At 75.7% G+C, this 20,464-nt stretch carries 17 protein-coding genes; 4 read left to right on the top strand and 13 right to left on the bottom strand.

The window, feature by feature from the left end:
* Positions 1 to 20: 20 nt before the first annotated feature.
* Positions 21 to 902 carry a bifunctional 2-polyprenyl-6-hydroxyphenol methylase/3-demethylubiquinol 3-O-methyltransferase UbiG gene (locus J1G43_RS08385; protein WP_207370591.1) on the top strand — a complete coding sequence of 294 codons (882 nt, stop codon included), beginning with the start codon at positions 21 to 23 and terminating at the stop codon, positions 900 to 902.
* Here J1G43_RS08385 and J1G43_RS08380 read toward each other — a convergent pair.
* From J1G43_RS08380 to J1G43_RS08370, 3 genes are read right to left on the bottom strand one after another with little or no spacing between them, the layout of a single operon-like run.
* Complete coding sequence (locus J1G43_RS08380; protein WP_207341040.1) at positions 886 to 1,725, bottom strand: transglutaminase family protein; 840 nt, start codon at positions 1,723 to 1,725, stop codon at positions 886 to 888. The two genes, J1G43_RS08385 and J1G43_RS08380, sit on opposite strands and share 17 nt — an antisense overlap.
* Positions 1,722 to 2,651 (bottom strand): alpha-E domain-containing protein, encoded by a 930-nt coding sequence (locus J1G43_RS08375; protein ID WP_207341039.1) that lies wholly within the window; start codon positions 2,649 to 2,651, stop codon positions 1,722 to 1,724. Before J1G43_RS08375 ends, J1G43_RS08380 begins: the two co-directional genes overlap by 4 nt.
* On the bottom strand, positions 2,645 to 4,234 hold the full coding sequence (locus tag J1G43_RS08370) for a circularly permuted type 2 ATP-grasp protein (RefSeq protein WP_207341038.1): 1,590 nt from the start codon (positions 4,232 to 4,234) through the stop codon (positions 2,645 to 2,647). Before J1G43_RS08370 ends, J1G43_RS08375 begins: the two co-directional genes overlap by 7 nt.
* 129 nt (positions 4,235 to 4,363) lie before the next feature.
* Between J1G43_RS08370 and J1G43_RS08365 the strand changes: the two genes are divergently transcribed.
* The gene (locus J1G43_RS08365) at positions 4,364 to 4,825 is read left to right on the top strand and encodes a type II toxin-antitoxin system PemK/MazF family toxin (RefSeq protein WP_307859526.1); all 462 of its coding nucleotides are present in this window, start codon (positions 4,364 to 4,366) and stop codon (positions 4,823 to 4,825) included.
* Between the two features lie 144 nt (positions 4,826 to 4,969).
* Positions 4,970 to 5,230: a 30S ribosomal protein S20 gene (rpsT, locus tag J1G43_RS08360; RefSeq protein ID WP_089799688.1), complete on the top strand. Its 261-nt coding sequence runs from the start codon at positions 4,970 to 4,972 to the stop codon at positions 5,228 to 5,230.
* 128 nt (positions 5,231 to 5,358) lie between these two features.
* Here rpsT and J1G43_RS08355 read toward each other — a convergent pair whose 3' ends face one another.
* Positions 5,359 to 6,687, bottom strand: a complete 1,329-nt coding sequence (locus J1G43_RS08355; protein WP_207341037.1) for a helix-turn-helix domain-containing protein — start codon at positions 6,685 to 6,687, stop codon at positions 5,359 to 5,361.
* A 196-nt stretch (positions 6,688 to 6,883) separates the two neighbouring features.
* On the bottom strand, positions 6,884 to 7,009 hold the full coding sequence (locus J1G43_RS19365; RefSeq protein WP_256439578.1) for a hypothetical protein: 126 nt from the start codon (positions 7,007 to 7,009) through the stop codon (positions 6,884 to 6,886).
* A 194-nt stretch (positions 7,010 to 7,203) separates the two neighbouring features.
* Here J1G43_RS19365 and J1G43_RS08350 point away from each other — a divergent pair, with 194 nt between their 5' ends.
* Complete coding sequence (locus J1G43_RS08350) at positions 7,204 to 7,932, top strand: EAL domain-containing protein (RefSeq protein ID WP_207341036.1); 729 nt, start codon at positions 7,204 to 7,206, stop codon at positions 7,930 to 7,932.
* Positions 7,933 to 8,095: 163 nt separating this feature from the next.
* On the opposite strand, the gene holA is transcribed toward J1G43_RS08350, so the two are convergent.
* From holA to J1G43_RS08310, 8 genes are all read right to left on the bottom strand, one after another.
* A complete protein-coding gene (gene holA / locus J1G43_RS08345; RefSeq protein ID WP_307859556.1) occupies positions 8,096 to 9,061 on the bottom strand; it encodes a DNA polymerase III subunit delta in 966 nt (321 codons plus the stop codon).
* Positions 9,062 to 9,193: 132 nt separating this feature from the next.
* The gene (locus J1G43_RS19360) at positions 9,194 to 10,708 is read right to left on the bottom strand and encodes a ComEC/Rec2 family competence protein (RefSeq protein WP_207378317.1); all 1,515 of its coding nucleotides are present in this window, start codon (positions 10,706 to 10,708) and stop codon (positions 9,194 to 9,196) included.
* The gene (locus J1G43_RS08335; RefSeq protein ID WP_307859525.1) at positions 10,705 to 11,385 is read right to left on the bottom strand and encodes a ComEA family DNA-binding protein; all 681 of its coding nucleotides are present in this window, start codon (positions 11,383 to 11,385) and stop codon (positions 10,705 to 10,707) included. The genes J1G43_RS19360 and J1G43_RS08335 overlap by 4 nt, the downstream gene beginning before the upstream one ends.
* 557 nt (positions 11,386 to 11,942) lie before the next feature.
* Positions 11,943 to 12,917, bottom strand: a complete 975-nt coding sequence (locus tag J1G43_RS08330; protein WP_207378452.1) for a DegV family protein — start codon at positions 12,915 to 12,917, stop codon at positions 11,943 to 11,945.
* Positions 12,914 to 15,829, bottom strand: a complete 2,916-nt coding sequence (gene leuS / locus J1G43_RS08325; RefSeq protein ID WP_207378316.1) for a leucine--tRNA ligase — start codon at positions 15,827 to 15,829, stop codon at positions 12,914 to 12,916. Before leuS ends, J1G43_RS08330 begins: the two co-directional genes overlap by 4 nt.
* A gap of 51 nt (positions 15,830 to 15,880) precedes the next feature.
* Positions 15,881 to 16,573 carry a metal-dependent transcriptional regulator gene (locus tag J1G43_RS08320; protein WP_207341033.1) on the bottom strand — a complete coding sequence of 231 codons (693 nt, stop codon included), beginning with the start codon at positions 16,571 to 16,573 and terminating at the stop codon, positions 15,881 to 15,883.
* Between the two features lie 19 nt (positions 16,574 to 16,592).
* Positions 16,593 to 18,230, bottom strand: coding sequence for a D-alanyl-D-alanine carboxypeptidase family protein (locus J1G43_RS08315; protein WP_207378315.1), 1,638 nt, complete (start codon positions 18,228 to 18,230; stop codon positions 16,593 to 16,595).
* Positions 18,231 to 18,360: 130 nt separating this feature from the next.
* Entirely contained in the window at positions 18,361 to 20,436 is a 2,076-nt protein-coding gene (locus J1G43_RS08310) for a metallophosphoesterase (protein ID WP_307859524.1), read from the bottom strand.
* Positions 20,437 to 20,464: the final 28 nt, after the last annotated feature.

Genomic DNA, 20,464 nt, shown 5'->3' with positions numbered 1-20,464 from the left:
GCAGGGCTACGGTCCGGCGCATGGACGACTACCTCGCGATCAACCGCGCCAACTGGGACGCCCGGGTGCCGGTGCACCTCGCGAGCGGGTACGGCACGCACGAGCTGGTCGCCGACCCGACGGCCCTGTCCGGTGTCGTGCGGTTCGACCTGCCGCGCCTCGGTGACATCGCCGGCCTGGACGCGGTGCACCTGCAGTGCCACCTCGGCACCGACACGCTCAGCCTCGCGCGGCTGGGGGCGAGGGTCACCGGTCTCGACCTGTCGGGCGACGCGATCGCTGCCGCGCAGGACCTGGCAGCCCGCGCGGGGACCGACGTCGAGTACGTCGTGTCGGACGTGTACAGCGCGGTCGACGTGCTCGGACCGGCGCGGTTCGACCTCGTGTACACGGGCATCGGCGCGCTGTGCTGGCTGCCCAGCATCGAGCGCTGGGCCCGGACCGTGGCTGGGCTTCTGCGGCCGGGCGGGCGGCTGTTCGTCCGCGACGCGCACCCCGTCCTGCTCGCGTCCCTGGGGATGGTGGTCGGCGCGGAGCATCCCGATCGGGCCCAGCAGCCCTGGATCACCGCACCCGGCACGGCGACGCCCGCGCTGGAGCTGCCGTACTTCGAGCAGCCCGAGCCGCTGCGCTGGCACGACACCTTCACCTACACGGGCGGCGAGCCCGTCGCGGCACCGCTCTCGGTCGAGTGGAACCACGGCCTCGGCGAGATCGTGACGGCCGTGCTGGATGCCGGCATGGAGATCACCGGGCTGCACGAGCACGACAGCGTGCCGTGGGACGCGCTGGCCGGTCTGATGACCCACGACGCCGCGACGGGTGAGTGCCGGCTGACGGACCGGCCCGAGAGGCTGCCGGCGTCGTTCACCCTCACGGCACGGCTCAGGCCTCGCGCGTGATCCGCACCTGCACCTGCAGGTCCTGCGTGCGCGGCCCGGCGTAGATGCCGCGCAGGGGCGGGACGTCGTCGTAGCAGCGACCACGCCCGAGCACCACGTGGTGCTCCCCGGCACGCACGCGGTTGGTCGGGTCGTACCCGGTCCACTCCCCCGCCCACCACTCGACCCACGCGTGCGACTCGCCCGTGACGGTCGCGCCGAGCTCACCGGACGTGTCGGGGTGCAGGTAGCCGGACACGTAGCGCGCCGGGATGCCGACCGACCGCAGCGCACCGAGCGCGAGGTGCGCCATGTCCTGGCACACCCCGGTGCGCTTGGCCCACGCCTCCGCGGCCGGGGTGTGCACGGTCGTGGCGCCGGGGATGTACTCCAGCTCGTCGCGCACGGCGAGGCACACCGCCTCGGCGGCGTCCGACGGCTCGAGGCCGGTCGCCGCGCGGCGCGCGATCTCCACGACGTCGTCGGGCACCTCGGTCGTGCTGGTGTCCGCGAGGTGCTCGGACAGCCGGTCCCGCACCTCCGGCCCACGCAGCACCTCCCAGCCCACCGACGCGGTCGGCCCGGGGCGCTCGGCGACCTCGACCAGGTGCTCCGCCGTCAGCACCAGCGAGCGGTGCGGCGCCAGCACCTCGAACGCCGTGACGTGGGTCCCCCAGTAGTCCCGGTAGTCGTGGGTCCACGTCTGCGGGTGGACCTCGACGCGGGTCTCGAGCACCGACTGCCCCGGCTGGGACAGCGGCGTCATGCGCGCCTCGTTGTACGACGCCACCACGGGGTCGGCGTACCGGAACGTGGACGTGTGCACGATCCGCAGGCGGCTCACAGCGCCTCCCCCACCCAGGTCAGCTCGGCCCCGGACGGGAAGTACCGCCCGCGGATCGCGTCGGACGCCGCCGAGCACGCACGCTGCACCAGCTCCATCTCCTTCGGCAGGTCGTCCACGATCTCCATCAGCGGGCGGTACTCCAGGCTCGTCCGGACGTGGCCGATGTGGCGGCGCGCGTCGTCGATGGTCGCGCGGTCGGCGATCGGCTCCAGCGCCGCGAGCGACGCCTCCGCCTCGTTCAGGGCGTAGACGATCGACCGCGGGAACAGGCGGTCGAGCAGCAGGAAGCCCGCCGCGCGCTCGTCGGACGCGTTGCCGCGGTAGGTGCGCAGGAACGCCTCGTGCGCCCCGCAGGAGCGCAGCAGCGTGGCCCAGCTCGGGCCGGCCGACCCGGCCAGCGCGCGCGTCGTCAGCAGCCGCGCGGTCATGTCGGCGCGCTCGATCGACCGCCCGAGGACCATGAAGTGCCAGGTCTCGTCCCGCGACGTCGTCGACTCCATGATCCCGGTGACGATCGCGGCCCGCTCCCGCACCCAGGTGAAGTAGTCGTGCGGGCGGGCCGGACGCATCTGGGACGGCAGCTGGTTCCAGCTGGTGTTGAGGCACTCCCACAGCTCGGTCGAGACGATCTCCCGCGCCCGGCGCGCGTTCTCGCGGGCGGCCACCAGGGCACCGGCGATCGACGAGGGCGAGAACCGGTCGTACGCCAGGATGTCCAGGACGTGCTCGCGCCCCACCTCGAGGTCGTCGGGCGGAGCCGGGCGGTCCATGACGGACAGCAGCGAGCGGCAGGCCAGGTCCTCCTCGGCCCACGGGTCCTCGAGCAGGATCTGCACGTGGACGTCGAGCAGGCGGGCGGTGTCGTCCGCGCGCTCGACGTACCGGCCGATCCAGAACAGCGACTCCGCGATGCGGCTCAGCACGTCGCACCCCCGGTCGTCCGCTGCTGCTGCTGTTGCTGCTGCTGCATGACCTGCACGCGGGCGTCGGACGGGTTGGAGTCGATCGGCACGGACGCGTCCTTGGGGACGGCCTTCGGCCGCGACTGGCTCTGCGTCTGGGCCCGGCGCGGGACGCGGCCGCCCAGGACCCAGGTGTCCTTGGAGCCGCCGCCCTGCGAGGAGTTGACGACCAGCTGGCCCTCCGGCAGCGCCACCCGGGTCAGGCCGCCGGGCAGCACGTAGACCGAGTCGCCGTCGTTCACGGCGAACGGCCGCAGGTCGACGTGCCGCGGGCGCAGGCCGTCCTCCACGAGCGTCGGGACGGTCGAGAGCTGGACGACCGGCTGCGCGATCCAGCCACGGGGGTCCTCCCGCAGCCGGGCGCGCAGCACGTCGAGCTCGGCAGGGGTCGCGCGCGGCCCGACCACCAGACCCTTGCCACCCGACCCGTCGACCGGCTTCACGACGAGCTCGGGCAGCCGGTCCAGCACCTCCTCGAGCGCGCCCGGGTCCTCGAGCCGCCACGTGTCCACGTTCGGCAGGATCGGCTCCTCGCCCAGGTGGTACCGGATGAGGTCGGGGACGTAGGTGTAGAGCAGCTTGTCGTCCGCGACGCCGTTGCCCACGGCGTTGGCGATGGTGACGTTGCCGAGGCGCGCGCAGGTCATGATGCCCGGGCAGCCCAGCAGCGAGTCGGACCGGAACGTCACGGGGTCGATGAACTCGTCGTCGACCCGGCGGTAGATGACGTCGACGCGGCGGCGCCCCTGCGTCGTGCGCATCCAGACCCGACCCCCGGAGACGTACAGGTCCCGCCCTTCGACGAGCTCGACGCCCATGGTCCGGGCGAGGAGCGTGTGCTCGAAGTACGCCGAGTTGAAGACCCCCGGCGTCAGGACGACCACCGTCGGGTCGTCGACGCCGTGGGGCGCGGCCGCGGTGAGCGCCGCGAGCAGGCGGCGCGAGTAGTCCACGACCGGCCGGATCCGCAGCGTGGCGAACAGCTCGGGGAACGTCTGCGCCATGGCGCGACGGTTCGACAGCACGTAGCTGACACCGGACGGCACCCGCACGTTGTCCTCGAGCACGCGCCAGCCACCGAGGGAGTCCCGCACCAGGTCGATCCCGGAGACGTGCACGCGCACGCCGTTGGGCGGCTCGATGCCCCGTGCGGCCCGGTGGAAGTGGTTGGACGAGACGACGACCGAGCGCGGCACGACGCCGTCGGCGACCGACTTCTGCGGACCGTAGACGTCCGCCAGGAACGCCTCCAGCGCCCGTACCCGCTGCGACACGCCGGGGGCCACGTGCTCCCACTCGTCGCCCGCCATCACGCGCGGGACGACGTCCAGGGGGAACGGACGCTCCTCACCGGCGAAGTCGAACGTGACGCCCTGCTTGAGGTACGACCGCGCCAGCGTGTCCGCCCGCGCGCGCAGCTCACCCGCCGACAGCTGCGCCAGCGTCGAGTGCACGTGGCGGTACGCCGTCCGGATCTCGCCGTCCGGGCCGATCATCTCGTCCCACGCGGTACCGGCCGGGTAGTCGTCGAAGAGGTCGGCCATGGCGTGAATCTAGTCGGCCCGTGTCAACGTCGCGTTACGTGACGCGGTCGCCGCGACCTGGCCCCCGGCGGAGGACCGCGGCACCGCCCGCACCGCGCCGTCGACGCGGCGCGGCTAGGCTCGGCGACCGTGACCGACGGCCGCCGACCCTCCGCCCTGCGGCGCGTCGTGCGCCGGCTCCTGCACCCCTCGCCCCGCGGCACCGGGCCCGTCCGTCCCGCGTACGCGCCGAGCGCCGACGGCCGGCCGGACCCGGGCGAGGTCGTGTGGACCTGGGTGCCCTACGAGGACGACCCACGGCGGGGCAAGGACCGCCCGGTGCTCGTGCTGGCGGTGGAGGACGCCACCGTCGTCGCCCTCATGCTCACCAGCAAGGACCATGACCGGGACGCCGCGGACGAGGCGCGGCACGGACGCGTCTGGCTCGACGTGGGCAGCGGCGCGTGGGACCCGCGGGGTCGACCGAGCGAGGTACGGCTCGACCGGGTGCTGCGGCTCCCCGCGGACGAGGTCCGGCGCGAGGGCGCCGCACTGGACCGCCGCCGGTACGACGAGGTCGTCGGTGCGGCTGCCCGGCTACACGGCTGGTAAGATGTCGAACCGCGTGCCCGCCTGGGTCGGCGGGCGCGGGCGCAGGCCTTTCCCGAGGGTGTCCCCACGCCCCAGTCCTGGCGCTGCGCATGCCCTCTACGACCTGTCGGATCGCTCCGGCGACCTAACCAAGAGAGTCCACACGTGGCGAACATCAAGTCCCAGATCAAGCGCATCCGCACGAACGAGAAGGCCCGGCTGCGGAACAAGTCCGTCAAGTCCGAGCTCAAGACGTACGTGCGTCGCGTCCGCGAGGCCGTCGCCGGTGGCGACAAGGACGCGGCGAACGCTGCGCTCGCCGTCGCGGCGCGCAAGCTCGACAAGGCGGTGTCCAAGGGCGTGATCCACGCCAACCAGGCCGCCAACCGCAAGTCGGCGCTCTCGAAGGCCGTCAACGGCCTCTGAGCCCGCAGCGCAGCTTCCACCTGCGCCAGGGACCTCGACGTCCCGCACGAACGCCGGAAGGGCGGCACCCCGCGAGGGGTGCCGCCCTTCCGGCGTTCGTCGGACCTCGTCAGCCGACCAGGACCGCGTCAGCCACCCAGCGCCCACGTCTCGCGCGGCGCACCCGTCGGCACCGACGGGTGGAACCCCGCCTCGCGCAGGGCCCGGTCGAACGCCCGCGCCGCCGCGTCGACGTCGCCGCGACGCAGGTAGCGGTCGCCCAGGTCACGCCAGACGCCGGCGGAGTACCGCGTGGCCGCCATCATGCCCAGCAGGTCGGCCGCCCACTTGAACGACGCGGTCGCCCCCTCGTGGTCACCGCGGGCGTCGAGCACGTCACCCAGCGCGACGTGCGCCGTGGCGGACTCCAGCCGGGGCGAGTCGCCCAGGCCGTCCAGCGCCCGCCGGACGTCGGCCTCAGCCGCGTCCTCGTCACCCAGGAGCAGGTGCGCCCGCGACCGCTCGACCTGCAGGCGCGCGATGTCCAGCGCCGAGCCGACCGCGCTCACCCCCGGCTCCGCCCTGTCGATCTGCTCGAGCGCCGCCCGCGGGTCCGCCGGCTCGGAGCGCAGCAGGAGCCAGGCGTAGTTCACCCGCAGGCGGGGCAGGTCCCGGTCCGGCTCCCCCTCCGAGAGCAGGGCCAGCGCCCGCTCCGTGTACCGCTGCGCGAGCTCGTAGTCCCGGCGCTGCTCGGCCACGAGAGCGGCGTTCCAGTACACGCTGCCCCGGCCGCGGGGCGTGCCGAGCGACTCCGCGAGCCGCACGAGCTCCGCCGCGCGGTGCGTCGCGTACAGCAGGTCGCCGCGCTCGACGTACGCCCACAGCACGGTCGACGCGAGCCGCAGGTGCTCGTCGGTCCCCAGCAGGTCCGCCGCGTCGAGCTCCGCGAGCGTGCCCTCCCCCACCTCGACGGCCCGGTGCAGGTCGCCCGCCTCCAGGTAGCAGCCGACCAGGGCGGTCGTGAGCGAGGCGGCGCGCAGGTGGTCGGGACGCTCCCGCGTCTCGGCGAGCAACGGCTCGAGCAGCGTGATCGCCGTCTCCAGGTCGCCGAGCACCTCGTGGGCGCAGGCGAGCGTGGTGAGCGCCTCGACGCGCAGCACGGGCGTGACCACGGTGAGGTCCAGCGCGTCGATGCGCCGGGCGGCGCCGGCCGCGTCGCCGCTGGCCAGGTCGAGCCGCGCGTAGTCGACCTCGAGCCGGGTCCGCGCCTCGTTCGGGCCGTCCTCACCGTGCTTGAGGAACTCGAGCGTCGTACCGAGACGTTCCGCCAGCACGCCGAGCGCGGTGTCCGTCGGTTCGCGGTGCCCCGCCTCGATGAGGGAGATGTAGCTGGGCGAGAACGCGTTGCCCGCCAGCGCCGTCTGGGAGAGCCCGGAGGCCAGCCGCGCCTCACGCACGCGGTCACCGATCGTCGTCATGAAAAGTCATTCTACGTATGACGTCCGTGAAAGCCATCCCCCTGGCGATGAACTACGTGCCATTCACCCTGAGGGATGCGCGGCGCGCCGGGCCGGGCACGACGACCTCCCGACCCGGCGCGCGACGCCGACGGCTGGCGGAGCGTGACTGATCACCACCGACCGGTCGTCGACCTGCGTCCCGCGGTGCGCGCGATCAGAGGGCCTTGCAGCAACCGCTGGCGCCACCGTTCATCGAGACCGAGGCGGTGGCGGCAGGAACGCCGACGACGAGGGAACCGGCGATGGCGAGAGCGGCGATTGCACTGGTGAGCGGCTTCATGGTCGTTCTCCTGTCAGAGGGCTTCGTGCTCCCTGGGGGCGTGAGATCGACGGCCCGCCAGGTCGGGACGCGTCGCCGACAGGGTGACACATCGGAAGGATCTGCGCGAACACCCGTACACCCGAACGGGTCGGTCGGATTTCCACCCCCTCGACACGTGATCACCCGTCCGCACCTGTGGTGTCATAGGGGCCATGACATCGGACGACCAGGACGCGACGCTCGCCCGGCTCGGCGCGGCGGTCGATGCGGCGATCCCCCGCGCCCTGCGGCGCGCCTGGGAGCAGCACCTGGCGCACGACCCGGTGCTCGTCGCCCGGCAGGGGATCTACTCGACGCACGGGCGGCCGTTCGCGTACCAGCTCTCCTACCGCGCGCCCGGCCACCACCCGGACCTCGCCCGCACGTGGGACCGGGCCGCCCACGAGCACGCCACGGACCACGTGCTGCGCGCCACGTTCGGGCGCGCCGACCTCGAGCACGTCGCGCACGGGCGCCTGCTGTTCGTCCGCTGCCCACGCGCGCACCTGCTGGGTGAGCTCCCGGTCCCGGCACGCCCGGACCGCCTGGTCATCGAGGTCAGCACCACCGCCGAGGTCGACGCCGCGGCGCTGGCCGGCCTGCGTCGACTCCGTGAGCAGGGCTTCCGCATCGCGCTGCCGGCCTTCGTCGACCGCCCGGAGCAGCGGCGCCTGCTGCCGCACGCCGACTTCGTCAAGGTGGACGTGCGCGACCTGGACGTCGAGGGCGACCCGGTGGTCCGTGTCGCGCGCTCGTTCGGCGCGATGCTCGTCGCGGAGTACGTCGAGTCTCCCGAGGTCCTGCGCCATGCGCGCGACCTGGGGTTCACGCTCTTCCAGGGCAACCTGATCGAGCGGGCGGGCGTCCTCGACCGGGCGGGGGCCCGGCTCGTCGGGCACTGACGTCCGCACCCACCCGCACGTGCCCTGCCGGCGCGGTGCCGGGGGTGTCACGGCGCTGCACGGACGGACGCGCCCGGACGGGTGACCGCCGGCGTTCCCCAGTCACAGGCGGGTGCCCCGGGCACCCGGCGCGGGCATGACCCGCGGGAGCGGGGTCCACGCCTCAGCGGTCGACAGCAGCCGCCACCCGCAGCACCGCGCGCTCCACCGCGAACCGCGGGTCGCGTCCCTCGCCCTTCACCTCCGCGTCGGCCTGCGCCACGGCGGAGATGGCGACGGCCAGACCCTCGGGGGTCCATCGCCGCAGGTCCTGCGCCGCACGGTCCACCTGCCACGGCGCCATGCCCAGCTCTCGTGCGGCAGCGGCGCCCCTCCCGCGCACCGCCCCGACCTTCGCCAGCGTGCGCAGCCGCGCGGCGACCGCCGCGACGACCGGGACGGGATCGAGCCCGGTCGCCATCGCGTGCCGCAGCAGCGCGACCGCCCGGCCCGCGTCCCCGGCGACGGCGGCGTCGGCGACCTGGAAGCCCGTCGCCTCCACACGCCCGCCGTGGTAGCGCTGGACGGCCTCCTCGCCGATCAGGCCGGTCGTGTCCGCCACGAGCTGCGCGCACGCGGCGGCGAGCTCTCGCAGGTCCGAGCCGACAGCGTCCACCAGCGCCCGCACGCCACGACCGTCCGCGCGTCGGCCTGCCCGCCGCAGCTCCTCGGTGACGAACGCGGTCTTGTCCGCGTCGGTGCGGACCTGGTCGCACGCGACGGTGGGGACCTGCGCCCGCTTCGCCGCGTCCAGCAGCCGCTTGCCCCGCTGGCCGCCGCCGTGCCGGAGCACGACGACGACGTCGGGTGCCGGGGCCGCCAGGTACGCCTCGGCGTCGAGCAGGAGCGCGTCCCCCGCACGCTCCACGCCCTCGACGAGGATGACCTTGGCCTCCGCGAAGAGCGAGGGACTGGTCAGGACGCTCAGCTCGCCCTGCGCGTACGTCGCGGCGTCGACCCGGGTCACCTCGACCTCCGGGTCGGCCTCGCGGACCTGCGCGACGATGCGCTCGCACGCCCGGTCGGCCAGCAGCGCCTCGGGGCCGGCGACCAGGACCACGGGGGCCGGTGCCGCCTGCGTCCACGGCACACCGCCCGTCGAGGCGGCGGCCCGCCCGCGCGACGAGCCGGTGGTGCTGCGGGACGGACGTGCGGGTGTACGGGCGGCCACGGGACCAGCCTGCCACGCGCCGCGGACATCCCGGCCCGCCCTGGGCACCCGTCACCGGGCGGACGCCCGCCACAGGGTCAGGGCGAATGCGGCCGCCGCGACCAGGAGCGCGCAGACCGCTCCGCCGACGCCCGGCCACCACGGCAGGGCGGCGCCCGGCAGGCCGGCCGCCCACCGTGCGACCGCGGCGATCCACCAGCAGGCCGCCCCGGCCCCCGCGCCCGCGACGTCGGCGGCCCACGGCCAGACGCGGGCGAGTGCGGCGGCGAGCAGGCCGAGCACCGTCGCGGGGGCGACGGCCGGGGCCACCACGACGTTCGCGAGCACCGCCCACGGGCCGAAGGTCGGCCACACCGCGAGCGTCACCGGCAGGCAACCGAGCTGCGCGGCGACGGGGGCGGCGAGCAGCGCGGCGACCGGTCGGCCGCAGCGCGGCGCCCACCGCTCGACGAGCGGCGAGCCGAGCACCACGAGGCCCGCGGTCGCCGCGACCGACAGCGCGAACCCGACGTCGGCCGCCAGCCACGGGTCGGCGACGAGCAGCGCGACGACGGCCGTGCCGAGTGCAGCCGGCCCGGCGGCGCGGCGCCCGGCGAGCAGGCCCACCAGACCCACCGCCCCCATCACGGCCGCCCGCAGGACGCTGGGCGCGGGTCCGACCACGAGCAGCAGTGCGGCACCCGCGGACGCCACGAGTCCCAGGCGCACGAGCCGCGGTGCCCGCGCCGCAGCCGCCCCCGCCAGCACCATCGCACCGACGATCGCGAAGTGGGCGCCGGAGACCGCCATGACGTGCGCGAGCCCGGCCGCGCGCATCGCGACCTCGAGGTCGGCCGGGACGGCACCCGTGTCACCGACCGTCACCGCCGGCAGCAGCCCTCGCACGTCCGGGGGCAGGGGCGCGGCCACGGCGCGGGCCCCGTCGCGCACGCCCGCCGCCCACGCCCGGACCCCCCGCGGCGGTGCGGAGACCACCGGCGCCCGGCCGGACCGCAGCGTGACGGCGGTGCGGACACCGGCGCCCCCGGCCGCCGGGACGCCCCGCACGCGCACGACCGCGTCGAGCACCGCGCCCGTCGGTGCCAGGACGTCGACGGGTGCACGCACGCGGTACCAGGTGCCCTCGACCCGGACGGCGGACGCGGTGACGGTGAACCGCGCGCCCCCACCGGCCACCGGCCGGGGGGCGGTGGACACCCGGCCCGTCAGCTCGACCGTGGTGCGGTCCTGCGCGGCTCCCAGCAGGACGTGCGGCGCACGGGCCTGGTGGCCGGCCGCGCCGGCCACGAGGACCACGGCCGCCGTCACCACCGCCAGCGCCAGCGCGGGCAGCGCACCGCGCGGTCGCCCGGTCGCGGGCCCGTGGTCGGCGGCGTGGGCCCGGGACGCCCGGACGCCCCCACCCACCAGCGCGGCCACGACCGCGACCCCGAGCACGACGCCCGGCACCGCGGTGGTCCGGGCGACGGCGTCGGGGGCGTGCACGACCACCGCTCCGGCGCACCACGCGGCGGCCGCGGGCGGGAGCATCCGCAGGTCGACCGGCCCCGCGGCTCCCGTGCTCACACGCGTACCCGCGGCCGCAGGTCGGCCAGCAGCGCCGGGCCGATCCCCGTCACGTCGTCGAGGTCGTCGACGGTGGTGAACGGGTGCTCCGTCCGGTGCTGGACGATGCGTTCCGCCAGCACCGGGCCCACCCCGGGCAGGTCCTCGAGCGTCGCGGCGTCGGCGGTGTTGACGTCGACCAGCCCGTCCGCGGCGGCGGCGGCACCGCCGCCCGTCGCGAGGGGCGGCGCCCCCACGACCGGCACGACCAGCTGCTCCCCGTCGGTGAGGACGCGCGCCAGGTTGACGCCCGCCAGGTCGGCACCCGGGACGCTGCCACCGACCGCGTCGACGGCCTCGCCCACCCGCGCACCGCGCGCGAGCCGGACGACACCGGGCCGCACGACGGCCCCGACGACGTGCACCACCACGTCGTCGCCCGCACCGTCCACGGACGCCGTCCCCGGCCCCGATCCCGGCTCGCCGTCCGGCTGCACGGCGGAGGCGCCCGCCACCGCGGGGGTCGGCAGCCGGACGGGCTCCCCCTGGGGCACCGCGGACGCGCGCAGCACGATGCCGCCCGCGACCAGACCCAGGACCAGGGTCGCCGCCCCCGCCGCCCGCCAGCCTGGCGCCCACCGCACCCGGGGCGCGGCGGGCGGCGGCCCGGGTGATGCCGCGGCGAGCGCCGCGCGCACGTCCGGACGCCACCGCTCCGGCGACGGACCCTCGAGCCCGTCGTCCGCGGGGGCCGTGGCGGGGGCACCACCGGTGTGAGGGGTCCAACCGGCCGGAGCGCGGTCGCCGCGTCCGGGACCGGGTACCGCCGCATCCGCCAGGGGGTGCCCTGCCGGGCGGTGACCAGGGGCGACCGTCCGGCGCAGGGCCGGCGACCCGTCCTCACCGGGGGCGGGCCCGGGTCGTCGGCCGGTGTCCGCGGCCCGCGCCTCACCCCCCGGCACGTCGTTCCCGGGGTCCGCCCCCGGGTCGTGTCCGTGCGCCCCTCCCGTCCGGCCGTCGCGCGCGGTGGCCGTCAGGGCGGCGAGGCGGTGCGCGACGTCGGGCGGGAGGCGGCGGCGGTCGAGGGGCGGCACCGTCGCGACGCTAGGACCACCCGAGCCGTCGTCCCGAGGGCGACGGCCCGGCGGTGGATCGTACGGCGCACCCGCGGTCCTGGGGTCGGCTCGTCGACCGCCCTTCGCGCCTGCAGGCGCGCGGCGTGCCAGCCGCGGCGCGGCCGGCGGCGGTGCGGCCCCTACGCGTCGGTGACGACGACCGCCAGCAGACCGGGGCCCACGTGCGCGGCGAGCACGGCGCCCGCGTCGGCCACGACGACCTCGCCGACCGCGGGACCCGCCGCCTCCGCCAGGCGCGCAGCCACCTCGTCCGCGACGTCCGACGGGCCCACGTGGTGCACGGCTACCCGGGCGCCGGGCCGGCCGACGAGGTCGGCGAGCGCCAGCTGCTCCAGGCGCTCGCGGGCCACCCGCCGGGTGCGGACCTTCTCGCAGACCACGAGCCGGCCGTCCTGCACCGTCAGCAGCGGACGCAGACCCAGCACGGTGCCCAGCGCGGCGGCCGCCGTCCCCAGCCGTCCGCCCCGGCGCAGGTGCTCCAGGGAGTCGACGAGGAACCACACCCGGCTGCCCGCCGCCGTCGAAGCCGCCAGGTCGGCGACCTGCTGGGCGTCCGGCCACCGGGGGGCGGAGGTCCGGTGCACCGTGCGCGCCACCCAGCGCCGGACGGTGCCGCCGACGCCGTCCTCCGTGTCGGCGTCGTCCGGCTCGTCCGGCAGCGGCGTCGCCGCGTACCGCGCCGCGGCGACCGCGGCGAACCCGAGCCCGAGCGCAGCGGTACGCGAGTCGACCACCCGCACGGGTACCGGGCTGACCGTCGCCGCGGTCCGCGCCGAGCGCACCGTCCCCGACATCTCGCCGGACAGGTGGACCGACACGATCGCGTGGGCACCCTCGGCGGCCGCCTGCTCGTACGCGGCCGCGAACGCCGAGGGCGGCGGCTGCGACGTCGTCACCCGGGACCCGCGCGCGAGCGCCTGCAGCAGCTGCTCGGGCGTGACGTCGACGCCCTCGGCGTACCGCGCGCCGTCGATGCTCACCTCGAGCGGCACCACGTGCACGCCGACCTCCGCCGCCAGGCCCGGGGGCAGCGCGGCCGTGGAGTCGGTGACGACAGCGACCCGGGGCGCGTGCCGACCCGTCGCGGGGCTCAGGAAGGCACCACGTTGACGAGCCGGGGGGCACGCACCACGACCGTGCGCACGTCGCGACCCGCGAGGGCGCGCTGCACGCCGGCGTCCGCGAGCGCGAGCTCGCGGAGCGCGTCCTCACCGGTCGACGGCGAGACCTCCGCCCGCCCGCGCACCTTGCCCTGCACCTGGAACACGCAGGTCACGGTCTCCTCGACCAGGTACTGCGGGTCGGCCTGCGGGAACTCCGCGTGCACCACCGACTCGTCGTGGCCGAGCCGCGCCCACAGCTCCTCGGTGACGTGCGGCGCCACCGGAGCGGTCATGACGACGAGCGCCTCGACCACCGAGCGCGGGCTGCGGTCGAGGGTCGTCAGGTGGTTGTTGAGGACGATGAGCTTGGCGATCGCGGTGTTGATCCGCATGCCCTCCATGTCTGCGCGCACGTCGGCGACCGTGCGGTGCAGCAGGCGCAGCGTCTCCACCGCGGGCTCGTCGTCGGACACCACGAGCTCGCCCGTGGTCTCGTCGACGACGTTGCGCCACAGCCGCTGCAGGAACCGCTGCGCCCCGACGACGGCACGCGTCTCCCAGGGCCGCGACAGGTCCAGCGGGCCCATCGACATCTCGTACACGCGCAGCGTGTCCGCGCCGTACGCCTCGTACATCTCGTCCGGCGACACGGCGTTCTTCAGCGACTTGCCGATCTTGCCGTACTCGCGGTTGACGGGCTGCCCGTCCCACGTGAAGCCCGTCGGCGACGACTCGTCCTCCACGACCTCGGCAGCCGGCACGTACACGCCCCGCTCGTCCGTGTAGGCGTAGGCCTGGATGTAGCCCTGGTTGAAGAGCTTGTGGAAGGGCTCCGAGCTGCGCACGTGGCCCAGGTCGTACAGGACCTTGTGCCAGAACCGGGCGTACAGCAGGTGCAGCACGGCGTGCTCGACACCGCCGACGTACAGGTCGACGCCGCCCGTGGAGCCGGCCGGCTGGGCGCCGTGGCCGGGGCCCATCCAGTACTCCTCGAGCGCCGGGTCGACCAGGACGTCGTCGGAGTGCGGGTCCAGGTACCGCAGGTAGTACCAGCACGAACCGGCCCAGTTGGGCATCGTGTTGGCGTCACGGCGGTAACGCTTCGGCCCGTCGCCCAGGTCCAGCTCGACGTACAGCCAGTCGGGGTTGCGGCCCAGCGGCGGCTCCGGCTCGGAGTCCGCGTCGTCCGGGTCGTAGGTGCGCGGCGAGAAGTCCGGCACCTCCGGCAGGTCGACCGGCAGCGCCGAGGCGGGCAGCGCGATGGGGTGGTCGTCCTCGTCGTAGACGATCGGGAAGGGCTCGCCCCAGTAGCGCTGGCGGCTGAAGAGCCAGTCGCGCAGACGGTAGGTGACGGTCCGCTCCCCCGCGCCGCGGGCGGCCAGCCACTCCACGATGCGGTCCTTGGCCTCGGCGACGGGCAGGCCGTCCAGGCTGATCTCGTCGTTGGACGAGTTGATGACCGCACCGTCACCGGTGCGCGCACCCGGCGGGGTGCCCTCGGGCGCGTCGACGGTGTAGACGACGGGCAGCCCGAAGGCCTCGGCGAACTGGAAGTCGCGCTCGTCGCCGCCGGGCACGGCCATGATGGCGCCGGTGCCGTAGCCCATGAGGACGTAGTCGGCCGTGAACACGGGCAGCAGCTCGCCGTTCACCGGGTTCGCCGCCAGGTGGCCCGTGAAGACGCCGGTCTTGCGGCCCGCGTCCTGCTGGCGCTCCACGGCCGTCTTGGCGGCGGCCTGCCGGCGGTAGTCCGCCACGGCGTCCACCGGCGAGGCGTGCCCGCCCGTCCAGGTGTCCACCGTGCCGTCGGGCCACGCCTGCGGCACCTCGTCCAGCAGCGGGTGCTCGGGCGAGACGACGAGGAACGTGGCGCCGAACAGCGTGTCGGGCCGCGTCGTGAAGACCTCGACCTCCTCGCCGCCCTGCACCGCGAACCGGACGCGCGCGCCCGTCGAACGGCCGATCCAGTGCCGCTGCATGGCCTTGACCTTCTCGGGCCAGTCGATGCGCTCCAGGTCGTCCGTCAGGCGGTCGGCGTACGCCGTGATCCGCATGTTCCACTGGCGCAGGCTGCGCTGGAACACCGGCATGTTGCCGCGCTCCGAGCGTCCGTCGGCCGTGACCTCCTCGTTCGCCAGGACCGTGCCCAGCCCGGGCGCCCAGTTGACGGGCGTCTCGGACAGGTAGGCCAGGCGTCGGCTGTCGACGACGCGGCGGCGCGTCGCCTCGTCCAGGTCGGCCCAGGTCGCGCCCTCGGTGACGCCCTCGACGTCCGTCGGCAGCGGCCGCGTGCCCGCGGCGTACTCCTCGACCAGCTCGGAGACCGGACGGGCGCGGCCGGTGCCGCCGTCGGGGCGCGGCGCGTCCTCGTCGTACCAGGACTCGAAGATCTGCAGGAAGATCCACTGCGTCCAGCGCACGTAGTCCGGGTCGATCGTGGCGAACGAGCGGCGCGGGTCGTGCGCGAGGCCCAGCCGGCGCAGCTGGCGCTGCATGATCGCGATGTTGGCCTCGGTCGTCGTGCGCGGGTGCTGGCCCGTCTGCACGGCGAACTGCTCGGCCGGCAGCCCGAAGGCGTCGAAGGCCAGAGCGTGCAGCACGTTGTCCCCGCACATGCGCCGGAACCGGCCCACGACGTCGGTGGCGATGTACCCCAGGGGGTGACCGATGTGCAGCCCGGCGCCCGACGGGTACGGGAACATGTCCATCACGAAGAAGGGCCGCGCGGCCGGGTCGGCGTGCCGCCCCTGGCCGTCCGTGAGCGGACCCACCGGGTTGGGCGTGAAGAACGTGCCGCGCTTCTCCCACTCGTCCTGCCAGCGCAGCTCGATCTCCTGCGCGAGGGCGGCGGTGTAGCGGAACGGGACGTCGTCGGGGGTCGGGTTCGGGGACTGGTCGCTCACCCGTGAATCGTACCGAGGGCCGGGGCCGGACGACGCCGGGCCCCGGGGCTGTCAGTGCCGCGCGGTGAGCCAGATCGCGCAGGCGGCGACCTCGCCCAGCTCCACGCGGTCCGGACGGCCGTCGACCTGGACGCTGACGACGCCCGTCACGGCGCGTCGTTCGTCGAGCACGACCGGCGCGTCCAGCACCAGGCCGACACCCTCGAGGTACCGCAGGAGCTCCGGGTCCGCGTCGGAGATCCGCGCGACCCGGTAGTCGCCCGGCTCGACCTCCCACATGACCCGGGCGTCGGGCAGGTGCACGGTGCCGTCGGCGGCGGGGATCGGGTCGCCGTGCGGGTCCCGGTCCGGGTGGCCCAGGAGGTCGGCCACCCGCTCGACGAACCGGTCGCTCACGGCGTGCTCGAGCACCTCGGCCTCGTCGTGCACCTCGTCCCAGCCGTAGCCGAGCCGCTCGACCAGGTAGGTCTCGATGAGGCGGTGCCGGCGCACCATCGCCAGGGCGTGCGCCCGGCCCGCCGCGGTCAGCTCCACCGCACCGTACGGCCGGTGCGAGACGAGCCCGGCGTCGGCGAGGCGCTTCACGGTCTCGGACACGGTCGACGGTCCGACTCCCAGGCGCCCCGCCAGGAGCTTGGTCGTCACGGGGGCGTCCGACCACTCCTGCGCCCCCCAGATGACCTTGAGGTAGTCCTGGGTCACCGCGCTGAGGTCGGCGGCCGCGGGGACAGGGCTCTGCGTCACGCCGTCCAGCGTAGAGGTCTCAGGAGCCGTCGACGCTCCAGTGCCACGGCTCCCCCGGCAGGTTCGACAGTCCGTACGCCGCCGCGTTCTGCACCAGCCACGCGTACGCCGGGGACCCGGCGGACAGGGACCGGCCGCCGCTGGTGAAGTCGATCGCCAGACCGCGCTCGTGCCGCGAGCTGCCCGGCCGGGCGGTGCTCGGGGAGCACGCCGAGGCGGGCTTGTCGTAGATGTCCGCGTCGGACGGACCGCAGTGCGCGCGGCGCAACGCGATCTGCTGCTCGGGGCTGCGCCAGCCGCCCCCGCCGAGCTCCACCCCGTCGTCGCGCGCCGCGGTGACCAGTGCGTCGACCGCGTCCGCGAGGCACGGGTGGACGCGGATGCCGCTGCCGGTTCGCACGACGTCCGCCTCGGCCACCGGCCCGTCGACCAGCGCGCAGTCGGTCGGTTGCGCCCGGGGTGCCGGTGCGGTGTCCACGGGTGCGGCCGCGAGGCCCTCCGGCACCGGGACCTGCCACGGCACCTCACCGTCGGGCGTGACCAGGAGCACCGCACGCTCCTCGAGGACGAGCCGTGCCCCGGTCCTGCCGGCCGTGCCGGTGGACCAGACCGTCGTTCCGGCGGCGTCGAGGAGCACGAGGTCGCCGTCCTCCTGCAGCCGCACGGACGCCGCACCGTCGGTGGGCGACGACCAGAACGGCTCCCCGTCCCAGGAGGCGACGAGCGCACCGTCGCGCACCGCCAGCCCCAGGTGCCCCGACGGCGAGCCCAGCAACGCGTCCGCCGCGACCTCACCCCCCGGCTCGAGGGCCGACGGCCCGATCGGCGTGCTCGAGCTCCACACGGGGGCGCCCGCCGCGTCCAGCAGGACGAGGTTGCCGTCGTCCTGCAGCGTCAGCGTCGCCGGCCCGTGCCCGGCGGTGCGGCTGCGCCAGACCGGGGCGCCGTCGGCGTCGAGGGCCACGAGGTTGCCGTCCTCGCGCAGCTCGAGCGCCACGGCGGGGGCACGGGGCGCTGCGGAGGGTGACGGTCGCGGTGTGGCCGACGTGCCCGCCCGCTGCGACCGCCCGCTCGACGACGCGTCGGACTCCTCGGGACCGACCGGGGCCTGCGGCGCCCACCGCACGGCGCCGTCGGGTCCCATCAGCTGCACCCCGTCGGGGCCGATCAGGAGCGTGTGCCGCCCGTCCGGTGACGAGAGCACGTCGTCGCCGGCCAGGCGGCCGGGGCCGGTGAGCGACGACGGGGCCTGCGCGGTCCCGCTGCTCCAGACCACCGCGCCGTCGGCACCCTGCACGACGAGGTCGCCGTCGTCCTGCAGGCGCAGCGTCCCGCCGGAGCCGCCCGTCCCGGTGCTCCACACCACGGCGCCGTCCGGCGCCACGAGTCGCACGTCGCCGGTGGCGTCGGCGCTCAGGACGGAGCCCGCGACACCGCGGCCGGTCGTCCAGCGCACCACGTCGTCCAGCGCGTACATGCCCAGCGAGCCGTCCGGCTGCATGACGAGCACCTGTGCGCCGCCCGGCGCGAGCAGCGCCTCACCGGGACCCAGCTGCTCGCCCGGCCGCAGCACGTCCTCACCGGACCCGGCCAGCGCCGGCAGGGCGCCGACCAGCACGAACCCCACGGTGACCACCGCGATCGCGAGACGTCGCACGCGTACTCCCCCCGGCGCACCGCGCGGCTCTCCCGTGGGCCGGCGTGGTGGCTCGGGTCCAGGCGATCATCTCCGTCACGGATGCGCAACCCGTTGCGCCCGATTCGCCCCCCGGGACGCGGTCCCGCGCTCAGCCGTCCTGCGCGTCGGTGCCGCCGTCCGGCGTCGCGCCGGGCTCCTCCTGGGGATCACGGCCGACAGCCTCGTCGCCCGCCGCACCGCCGTCCCCACCCTGGTCCGCCGCGTCACCGGGGCCGACCACCGCGGGCAGGGGCCACGGCTGCGGGCTGCCGACCGTGACGGTCGCGTCGGGCGCGACCCGGACGACCTGGAGGTCCAGCAGCCGGCGCGAGCCCGGGTCGAACCGCAGCACGGTCATCTCCGCCACGCCGCGCAACGGGCCGACCGTCGGCTGGTTGAGGGTGGCGCCCGCGGTGCTCCCCGAGATGTACCGGATGCCCAGCCCGACCTGCTCCGGACCCGACCGGCGGTGCAGGTGCCCCGACACCTGCGCGGGGACGCACCCCGCCGCCAGTGCCTCGTCGCCCACCGCCGGCGTGTGGACCAGCAGCAGGTCGACCTCCCCGTCCTCGCAGGCCGTCGCGGCGAGCCGCTCAGCCGCCTCGGGAACCGTCTCGTCGGCCGCGGACGCGGTGCCGCCGGCGCCGACCCGGGTCTCGTTGGGGTCGCTGTCACCGAGGACGCGCACCCCCGCGACGTCGATCACGGACCCGTCGAGCACGGTCGCGCCGGCACGCGCGTAGTTCGCCGTGGTCTCGCGCGAGTCGTGGTTGCCCGGAGCCGTCACCAGCGCGACCCCCGGCGGGACGGCGCGCGCGAAGGACGTGACGCAGTACTGCTCCACGGACGTCCCGTTCATGGTCGTGTCGCCCGCGTCGAGCACCGCCGCCGCACCCGACAGCCGCGCGAGCGTGCCGATCAGCGGGGCCATCCCGACGTTGCAGTGCAGGTCGGACACGACGACCAGCAGCACGGGCTCGACCTCCGGCTCGGGCTCCTCGGACGGCGCAGGGCTCCTGGGCGACGCGCTCGGACGGTCCGCCGCGGCGACGTCGTCGTCCCCCGCACCGAGGAGGGCGTCCGCCGCGCCTGCGGTCCCGTCCTGACCGTCGCCGGCGCCGCCACCGTCGCCGTCGAGGGACGCGGCGGCGCCCCCGTCGACCTCCGCCCCCACGGTCCCGTCCCCCACGGAACCGTCCGCCTCGGCACCGTCCCCCACGGAGCCGTCCCCCTCGACACCGTCCTCCTGCGTCGCCGTCCCGTCGTCCGACCCGGTCGCGCGCTGCGCCGCCTCCTGCGCGGCCGCCTGCGCGGCCGCCTCGGCGGCGAGCAGCGCCTCCTGCTCCTCCCAGTCCTCCCACGCCACGACGAGCGCGGCGTCGGCCGCCTGGTAGAACTCCTCGTTCTGCCGCCAGGCGTCCACCGCGTAGGCGCCGTAGGTGTCGATGACGCCGCCCAGCCTGCCCGTCACGCGGGCACCCTCCAGCGGGGTGCCGTCGAAGACGGGCGAGGCGAGCTGCTCCTGCTCCCGCCGGTCCTGGGGCCCGACGCTCGACGTGAGGACGGTCGCGCCGACCACGACGGCGAGGCCGCCGGCGGTCAGCGGGCGCGCGTGCGCGGCGAGCTGCTGCGTCAGCTCGCTGCTCCGCGGGCCGCCGAGCAGCGCACGCCCCAGCCAGAAGAGGGCCACGAGCACGACGAACGTGGTCCCGGACCGCAGCAGCGCGTCCCGCACGAGGGCGTTCGCGATGTCCTGCACGGCCGCGGCCGGGCCGGAGAAGAACGCCACGTACGCGTTGAGGTCCTCCCCGAGCGCCTCCAGGGTGCGCGCCTCGCCGAGCTCGGTGACGGTCGCCGGGATCTCCTGCACGGTGGCCCGCAGGCCAAGGGTCGCCGGCAGCGGCGAGTCGAGCTGGAGCGTGCCGAGCGGGCCGAAGTCGATCGTCACCGTCGCGTCGGTGGTGACGTCGTAGCGCGTGACGTGGGGCCCGAGGGACGCCTGCACGCTCGCGGTCGTCACGCCGACCACGACGGACACCAGGACGCCCGCGACGACGAGCGCGATCGCCGACCACCACCCGTGGCGGGGGCGCCACCCGCGCACCGCACGCAGCACCCGCCCGACGGGTCGACGCGCGCGCAGCAGCCGCCCGGGCGCCGGCACGTCGTTCGTCGGACCTCCCACGCGGTGAGCCTAGACGCGACCACCCGAC

This window comes from Cellulomonas sp. zg-ZUI22 (assembly GCF_017353535.1).
In the GTDB taxonomy this organism is placed as follows: Bacteria; Actinomycetota; Actinomycetes; order Actinomycetales; family Cellulomonadaceae; genus Cellulomonas; species Cellulomonas wangleii.
This window is presented reverse-complemented; position numbering and strand designations above follow the sequence as displayed.

Coding starts and splice junctions, on each gene's coding strand:
- J1G43_RS19365 (WP_256439578.1), bottom strand. CDS start 7,009: ATGAAGCCGCTCACCAGTGCAATCGCCGCTCTCGCCATCGCCGGTTCC.
- J1G43_RS08370 (WP_207341038.1), bottom strand. CDS start 4,234: ATGGCCGACCTCTTCGACGACTACCCGGCCGGTACCGCGTGGGACGAG.
- J1G43_RS08385 (WP_207370591.1), top strand. CDS start 21: ATGGACGACTACCTCGCGATCAACCGCGCCAACTGGGACGCCCGGGTG.
- J1G43_RS08350 (WP_207341036.1), top strand. CDS start 7,204: ATGACATCGGACGACCAGGACGCGACGCTCGCCCGGCTCGGCGCGGCG.
- J1G43_RS08355 (WP_207341037.1), bottom strand. CDS start 6,687: ATGACGACGATCGGTGACCGCGTGCGTGAGGCGCGGCTGGCCTCCGGG.